Origin of the sequence: Pseudoalteromonas sp. SWXJ133 (assembly GCF_015864365.1) — a bacterium.
GTDB classification, from domain to species: Bacteria; Pseudomonadota; Gammaproteobacteria; order Enterobacterales; family Alteromonadaceae; genus Pseudoalteromonas; species Pseudoalteromonas arctica.
This window is the reverse complement of record NZ_JADYXJ010000030.1, coordinates 45,933-53,763: the sequence shown is the minus strand read 5'-3', so window position 1 is coordinate 53,763 and position 7,831 is coordinate 45,933. Positions and strand designations below refer to the sequence as shown.

7 protein-coding genes are annotated in these 7,831 nt (G+C 39.0%); 3 read left to right on the top strand and 4 right to left on the bottom strand.

Features of this window, described 5'->3' with window-relative positions; translation table 11 throughout:
* Positions 1–190: 190 nt before the first annotated feature.
* Complete coding sequence (locus I6F40_RS17845) at positions 191–1,228, bottom strand: polysaccharide deacetylase family protein (RefSeq protein ID WP_197193284.1); 1,038 nt, start codon at positions 1,226–1,228, stop codon at positions 191–193.
* A gap of 42 nt (positions 1,229–1,270) precedes the next feature.
* On the opposite strand from I6F40_RS17845, the gene I6F40_RS17840 reads away from it, so the two are divergent.
* Entirely contained in the window at positions 1,271–2,542 is a 1,272-nt protein-coding gene (locus I6F40_RS17840) for an MATE family efflux transporter (RefSeq protein WP_197193283.1), read from the top strand.
* A 14-nt stretch (positions 2,543–2,556) separates the two neighbouring features.
* Here the strand turns inward: I6F40_RS17840 and I6F40_RS17835 are convergent, their stop codons facing one another.
* Both I6F40_RS17835 and nfuA read right to left on the bottom strand, forming a co-directional pair.
* Complete coding sequence (locus I6F40_RS17835) at positions 2,557–2,826, bottom strand: hypothetical protein (protein ID WP_002959572.1); 270 nt, start codon at positions 2,824–2,826, stop codon at positions 2,557–2,559.
* A 9-nt stretch (positions 2,827–2,835) separates the two neighbouring features.
* On the bottom strand, positions 2,836–3,411 hold the full coding sequence (gene nfuA, locus I6F40_RS17830) for a Fe-S biogenesis protein NfuA (RefSeq protein ID WP_197193282.1): 576 nt from the start codon (positions 3,409–3,411) through the stop codon (positions 2,836–2,838).
* A gap of 146 nt (positions 3,412–3,557) precedes the next feature.
* Between nfuA and I6F40_RS17825 the strand changes: the two genes are divergently transcribed.
* Complete coding sequence (locus I6F40_RS17825; protein ID WP_197193281.1) at positions 3,558–6,107, top strand: M14 family zinc carboxypeptidase; 2,550 nt, start codon at positions 3,558–3,560, stop codon at positions 6,105–6,107.
* A gap of 224 nt (positions 6,108–6,331) precedes the next feature.
* Here I6F40_RS17825 and I6F40_RS17820 read toward each other — a convergent pair whose 3' ends face one another.
* Positions 6,332–7,009, bottom strand: a complete 678-nt coding sequence (locus I6F40_RS17820; RefSeq protein ID WP_197193280.1) for a ComF family protein — start codon at positions 7,007–7,009, stop codon at positions 6,332–6,334.
* 74 nt (positions 7,010–7,083) lie between these two features.
* Here I6F40_RS17820 and bioH point away from each other — a divergent pair, with 74 nt between their 5' ends.
* Positions 7,084–7,821 (top strand): pimeloyl-ACP methyl ester esterase BioH, encoded by a 738-nt coding sequence (bioH, locus tag I6F40_RS17815; RefSeq protein ID WP_010554945.1) that lies wholly within the window; start codon positions 7,084–7,086, stop codon positions 7,819–7,821.
* Positions 7,822–7,831 lie beyond the last annotated feature (10 nt).

Sequence of the window (7,831 nt, the reverse complement as noted above, 5' to 3'; positions counted from 1 at the left end):
GTGTTGCTTGCAGTGCTTGTTCTATATTCACAAAAAAATCCGTAGTTAGTTTCCTAACTACGGATTTTGCATGATCGTTTGGATCGGTCAACCGGTCATTTTCTTAACTGATCGGCATTAAGCTTTAGGCTCCTTTTTTTGTGCTCTAGAGTAGTTAATAAAATAACCCAGCGACTATTACATCAGGCAGTTAAGGTTTAGGCGCTTCAATTACCCAAGGCTGCGAAAACCAAAAATAATCACCAGGGCTAGAAATAGAAGGGGCCGTACAATTAAAACGAGATCGCCCTTTATTAAGCACCTTTGGTGAGGTTATTTCGACTGTATTTTTATTTACCCATTTTAAATCTGCTTGGCCTACGCTTGATACGTAACAGGCAAATTGGCTTTTATGAAAGTCACCCATTTTAAATTCAATTATGAGCGTGGGTGGATTTTGTTGTGTAACGCTATCTTGATAAGTTAAATTGGTGATATTAAATGCGCGTGAGTTAAGCTTAGTAATAAGAGTTTCTAGTTTGCTGTAAAAGCCTGATGCAGGAAAACGCGGTAAGCGGCTAAAATTAGAGTCTTTATTTACAGCGCCGGAGTGCTGACCAATACCCACAAAACCAAGCTCTGTCACAAGTGCTTGCAGCTCGTTATTAAACTCACCATACGGGTATGCTAAGTATTTATAGTCGTGGCCTATTTCTTCTTTTATACGCTTTTGAGAGCTAATAATATCTTGCTTAATACGTGATTGCCATTGTGCATCGGTTTCGTTTTCAAGCTTAAGGTGTAAGTAATCATGTTGTCCGCTATGATTGGCTATTAATGCCCCTTTTTTAGATAATTCTTTGAGCTTATCCCACCCCATTACGTAGCTCATGCTCTCGTCTATTAATTTAGGATTTACAAAGATAGTGTACGGGTAGCCAAACTTTTCTAAAATAGGCGCGGCTTGTTCATAGTTATTGTTATAACCATCATCAAAGGTGATGGCGACAGTTTTATCAGGTAAGGTTTCACCTTGCTGAAGTGCGTTTATTAAGTCATTAAGAGGAATAACGTTAAAGTTGTGCTCTTTTAAATAGCTCAAATGTTTAGTGAATGTATTGGCGCTAACGCTCGTTACAGCGGGTAGGGTTTCACTAACATGATGATACTGTAAAATAACGGCTGCTTGAGCCCGCACAGATACACTAATGAGGATAAATAATACTAAATGAAACAATTTCTTATACATAATAAGGCACACCATAAAAGCTTGCTGTTGTTAGCGGGTCCGATGATACTATCAAATATCACAGTGCCGTTGTTAGGAATTGTTGATACTGCTGTAATTGGGCACTTAGGAAGCGCTCATTACTTAGCGGGTATTGCCCTTGGCTCTGCAGTTATATCTATTTTATTTTGGCTTGCTGGTTTTTTAAGAATGAGCACCACGGGACTCGTGGCACAAGCATACGGAAAAAACGATTTAACCCAACTTGCCGCTTTACTTAAACGAAGCCTATTGCTTGCAAGCGCAGTGGCTGTGCTATTAATTGTGTTATCCCCATTAATAAAGCACGCTATTGCTTACCTCTCCGCCGCCAATAGCGATGTACTTATCCAAGCGTATCAGTATTTTAGCATTCGTATTTTTAGTGCTCCAGCAGCATTGTGTAATTTAGTGTTACTGGGTTGGATGCTTGGTGTGCATTATGGTCGAGGTCCATTTTATTTATTACTCGTCACTAATATCGTTAATATAGTACTCGATATTTATTTTGTTGTTTATTTAGATTGGGCAGTTGCAGGCGCTGCGTGGGCTTCACTTATTGCTGATTATACGGCTTTAGTATTTGCACTGTTTTTAGTGGTTAAACTAGCTAAAAAACAAGACATTGATCTAAATGTACCGAATTGGTTGAGTATTAGCAAAATGGCTGAATTATTGAGTTTGAATAGAGATATATTTATTCGCTCTTTAATACTGCAATTATGCTTTAGTTTTATGACGTTTTACGCAGCGCGTATAGGCGAAACCACATTAGCTGCTAATGCTGTTTTACTTAACTTTCTAATGTTGGTGAGTTTTGCTCTTGATGGCGTTGCTTACGCGTCTGAGGCAAAAGTAGGGCAAGCTAAAGGCCAAGGAAGCGTTAAAAATATAGAGCTTTGGGTTAAAATAAGTGTATTTTGGGGCATGCTTTTTGGCGTCTTATATAGCGCTTGTTTTGCATTATTCGGCAGCGGTATAATCAAGCTTTTAACCAATGTGCCAGAGGTTATTCAAGAGGCAACACACTATTTACCATGGCTAATAGTGTTGCCTATTTTGGCCATGAGTTGCTTTTTGTTTGATGGTGTTTTTGTAGGGCTTACGCGAGCAAAGAACATGCGTAACAGTATGATACTTTCAGCAGGAGTTGGCTTTTTTGGTGTGTTTTGGGTGTTTATAGACTTGCAAAATAACGGGTTATGGCTGGCTATGAGCTGTTTTATGTTAATGCGCGGGGTTACATTAATAATTAAATATCACCACTTAAAAATAAATAATCAGCTATTAGATTAAACTAAATAAATGGTTTATTTCCAGAGATCGGGGTCGTGGTGTTTAGGGCCCATATCTTTTAAAACTTGTGAAAAACGATTAGCAAAAATACCGCAGTAGCCCCAACCGGCAAAAAATAATGCGGGGAGTAAAATTATAACGCCAATTATTTGTAAGCTGTAGTGAGTGTAATACCCAATAGATATGAATATCACGGCTAGCACAAACAGTGCTAAGCCGCGAAAAAAGCGCTTTAAGCTCAGCTTAGGGTTGCTCCCTAAGCGATAAATAAGCTGCTTTAGCATTTAGAAGGCCTAATAGTAAGAGTGATCGCCCGCTTCGTGCTCTGTTATATCAGCAACACCGGTGATTTCTTGAAACTTAGCTATCATTTCTTTTTCAATGCCTTCTTTTAGCGTTACATCGATCATAGAACAACCGTTACAACCACCACCAAACTGAAGTATAGCTATACCTGCAGCTGTAATTTCAACAAGGCTTACTTGACCACCGTGGTTAGCAAGTTGTGGATTTACTTCGGTTTCTAGCATGTGCTGTACACGTTCGTTTAACGATGCATCGTTACCTATTTTACGCGCCTTTGCATTTGGTGCTTTTAGCGTTAACTGAGTACCCATTTTGTCGGTAACAAAATCGATTTCAGCTTCTTCTAAAAATGGAGCACTTTCAGCATCTACAACGGCATCAAAACCGTTAAAGTTTAGGCGAATATCGCTCGCTTCTACAGCGTCTTCTGGACAATAAGACACACCACATTCCGCTTGTGATGAACCTGGGTTTACAACAAACACACGAATATTGGTTTGTTGTGATTGATCTGCTAATAGTTTAGCAAAATGCGCTTGCGCTGTTTCGGAAATAGAAATCATAAAACCATCTATACTTGACTAAATTACTCGGATACTGCGTATCATACTCCGCTCATCGTGTTGCGGCTAGTGTTGAGCGTAAAAAGTTGGCATCTATTTTAAGCAATGGTAGCGTGCAAACAACGAACATTTTTTGAGTGATTTATATGCGTTTGGTATTAACATTAATGGTGGTGTTGCTTAGCTTTTCAAGTGTAGCTAAGCCACTTTCGTATTATTTTGAACAAGATGTAAAATTTGACCCTTCAATTCCTACTCCTGAGCAAATACTCGGTTACGAAGTAGGAGAGTGGCACGTGAGACACGATCAGCTCGTACGTTATATGGAAATACTTGCTGATAAAAGCGACCGTATAAATTTTGAGGTGATTGGCCGCACGCATGAACAACGCCCGTTAGTAATGCTAACAATTACTGCTGCTGATAAGTTATCAAGCATAGAGCAGACACGCCAAGCTCACTTAGCACGCTTAAGTAATAACAGTGGTAAAGCACAAGACGACCCTGCTGTTGTATGGATGGGATACAGTGTGCATGGTAATGAGTCATCAGGTAGTAACTCATCTTTGCTGGTGGCATATTACTTAGCTGCTGCACAAGGTACTGAAATAGATGAGCTATTAAATAACACGGTTATTTTACTCGACCCTTCACTTAATCCTGACGGGCTTGCTCGTTTTGCTAATTGGGCAAACAGTAACCGAGGAATGAACTTATCAAGTGACCCTAAAACCCGTGAGCATGTTGAAAACTGGCCAAGTAGTCGTACCAATCATTACTGGTTTGATTTAAATCGTGACTGGTTATTACTACAGCATCCTGAATCGCGCGCGCGTATTGCCAAATTTCATCAGTGGAAACCAAATATTTTAACTGACTTTCATGAAATGGGACCAAACAGCAGTTACTTTTTTCAACCAGGTATTCCAAGCCGTAAACACCCAATAACACCTGATGAAAATGTAACGTTAACTAAAGCGATTGCTAACTATCACGCAAAAACGTTAGATGAAAACAACGCACTTTATTTTACTGAAGAAAGCTTTGATGACTTCTATTACGGTAAAGGTTCAACCTATCCCGATGTAAATGGTGGCATAGGCATTTTATTTGAGCAGGCAAGTTCTCGTGGACATATTCAAGAAACTATAAATGGACCTTTGAGCTTTCCTTTCACTATTAAAAATCAACTGTTAACGAGTTTATCTACCTTTAAGGCAGCAGTTGATAACCGCCAAGCGTTATTGGATTACCAAGCTAAATTTTATAATCAGGCTACTGATTTAGCCAGCGATGAAAGCTTTGAAGGTTATGTTGTTGAAGGTGCAAGCGACAACACCCGTATTAAGCACTTTTTAGAATTGTTAAAGCAGCATCAAATTAACGCTTACCCACTTACTAAATCATTAAAAGCAGATGGTAAGAATTTCAGTACACATAGCTATTTTGTACCATTAGCACAACCACAATATCGTTTGGTAAAAGCGATTTTTAGTGAGCAAAAAAACTTTGCTGATAATACTTTTTACGATGTATCTGGCTGGACATTAGCGCATGCGTTTAATTTGCCATTTTCTAAAGTTAAAAGTAGTTGGGGATTAAAGGTTGCTGATAAAGCATGGGAAAAAGTAGCAACCCCATCATTTTCTTCACTCACCGAAGGTTACGCATTTGGTTTTTCGTGGGATGATTATTTAGCACCTAAAATGTTAAATAGCTTATTACAGCAAGGTATAAAAGCACGTGTAGCGCTAAAAGCATTAACGGCTAAATCAACATCAGGAGAAATTAATTTTAAACCTGGAAGTATTATTATACCGGCTGGACTACAAACAAATACAGATTGGATTACCTTGCTAAATAAAGCACAAAATGAGTTTGGTATTGCAATCAAACCGATTACATCAGGTTTAACAAGTAAAGGAGCCGATTTAGGGTCGCGATCAATGGCGGTTGTTAGTGCTCCAAAAGTACTGCTTATTGGCGGGCAAGGCGCAAGCCAGTACGAAGTCGGCGAAGTGTGGTATTACCTAGATCGCTTTGTAGGTGTTGCACCAACAATTGTTGAAATGAACCGCTTTAGTTCACTCGAGTTAAGTGACTACAGTCATATTGTGCTTGCTCATGGCAATTACAATAGCCTATCTGATGCCGACAAAGTGGCTATTAAAAGCTGGGTAAGAAAAGGCGGCGTTATTTGGGGTCACAAAGGCGGCGCTAAATTTTTAGCTGATCAGCAATTACTCAAAGCAAGCTATCTATCACGACAAGATGTAGCAAGTGCATTTAAAACGACAGATTTAAGTTATGGCGATAAAGATCATTTAGCAGGACGTCAACGCATTGCAGGTGCTATTTTTAATACTAATGTAGATTTAACTCATCCGCTTACATTTTCACTTAAGCGTAATACATTGCCCGTATTCAAAAACAGTACTTGGTTGCTAGAAGCTTCCGATGCTCCGTTCGTAAATATACTTACCTACACTAAAAATCCATTATTGGCAGGCTTTACCGATGCCGTTAATGTTGAGCAAGTTGCTGGCGGCGCAGGCTTAATTGCTCACTCATACGGACGAGGTACAGTAATAGGCATGACCGATGACCCTGTATTTAGAGGTTACTGGTATGGGACTAGTCGACTACTAAGCAACGCTTTATTTTTTGGCCATACGTTTCGTGCAAATGGCGAATAATACTAATTCGCTTAAATTAAGTGATCTATTTTGAGGATGGAAAAACGTGTTGAGAGCTAGGCAAAAAATTCGCTATTTAGTTGTTCTCGGCAATTGCTCCTGCATTGCTCTACCTTCTGCATCCATGCAGTCGTAAATGAAAATTTTTTAACTCAGGTAGCGACACGTTTAGCCCCGTAAAATGATTAAGTATTATTGCGGATTGGTATAATACTTTTTAATAATTAAATAGGCGTTAAGCAAGTTGTAAAAGCCCACACTTGTTTAGCGCCTGCTTGTTTTAGTGCACTAGTAGCTGCGTTTAATGTTGCCCCTGTCGTCATCACATCATCAACAATAGCGACTGTTTTACCGTCCATATCCTCTGTACAAATAAAGGCATTTTTTAAGTTTTTAATACGCTTTGCTTTAGATAGCTCCGACTGGGCTTGTGTTTTTTTATTGCGAATAAGTACGTTACTCACTGATGCGTAATTAGCTAAACATGGTTGCCAAACTTGGCTTACCTGATTAAACCCGCGAGTAATGAATCGGCTTTTATGAAGAGGTAAAATAATAAAGGTATCTGGCAAAGTAGGGCTTTGCTCAAAAAACTGCGTTAATTGTTTTTGTATAACTTGCTGCAATGCCTTTTTATAATGGATTTGATTATTAAATTTTAGCCTTTTAAGCCAATGTTCAAAGGGAGGTTGATAAAAAGCACAGGCAAATAAGTTATCAAACTCGCAATTAGGAAACATCTCAACAATATCGGGTCGATGCAGTAAATTCTTATGCTTACTAAAATCAAACAATGGTAAATCTTCAAGGCAATAATCACAAAGCCCTAAAGAGGTCGTAATCGTATTTTGGCATTGCACGCAATAAGAGGGAAATAACCAATTTAAAACGGCTTGTTTCACTGACTCTCTCCTTGCATTGCAATCGCCTTTTTAAACGTTATGATGAGCCTAAGTTTGGTAAAGGTTAGGCAAATATGCAAAATGAGTTAGTGTTATTACATGGTTGGGGAATGAATCAGGGCGTATGGCAGTTAGTACAGCCAGAACTTGAGTTTTTATATTCAGGAAGTGTACGTAGCCTTGACCTACCTGGGTTTGGTAATAGCCATGTTTGCCCAAGCCCTTATACTTTGCATGATGCAGCAGAAACTTTAAGTAAGCAGTTAAAGCCGAAGACCATTTTAATGGGGTGGTCGTTAGGTGGATTATTTGCACTTTATATTGCTAAGCATTGGCCTGAAAAAGTATCAAAAGTTATTTTAATTGCATCGACTCCTTTTTTTGCGGAGGCAGATAATTGGCCCGGAATAAAAGCGAATGTATTGGCGCAGTTTAAAGAGCAGTTAGTTAATCATCGAGAAAAAACAATAGAGCGCTTCTTAGCTATTCAAGCGATGGGTAGCGAGTCGGCGCGTGATGATATAAAGCTGCTTAAACAATTACTAAATCAGTACAGCGCACCACAAAGCGACGCCCTGAGTGCTGGTTTAGATATTTTACAAAACGACGATTTACGCGATTTATTTGCTCATTGCCCAGTACCTATCAAAGGAGTATTTGGCCGACTTGATGCCTTAGTGCCTTATAAAGCAATTAGTGAAATGTCAGTACTAAATACTGAGTTTGAATACGAGGTGCTAGATAAAGCGTCGCACGCGCCATTTATTTCTCATAAAAGTGAGTTTTTATCTGTCGTTAAATCAATGCTTTAAAATAGAGCTA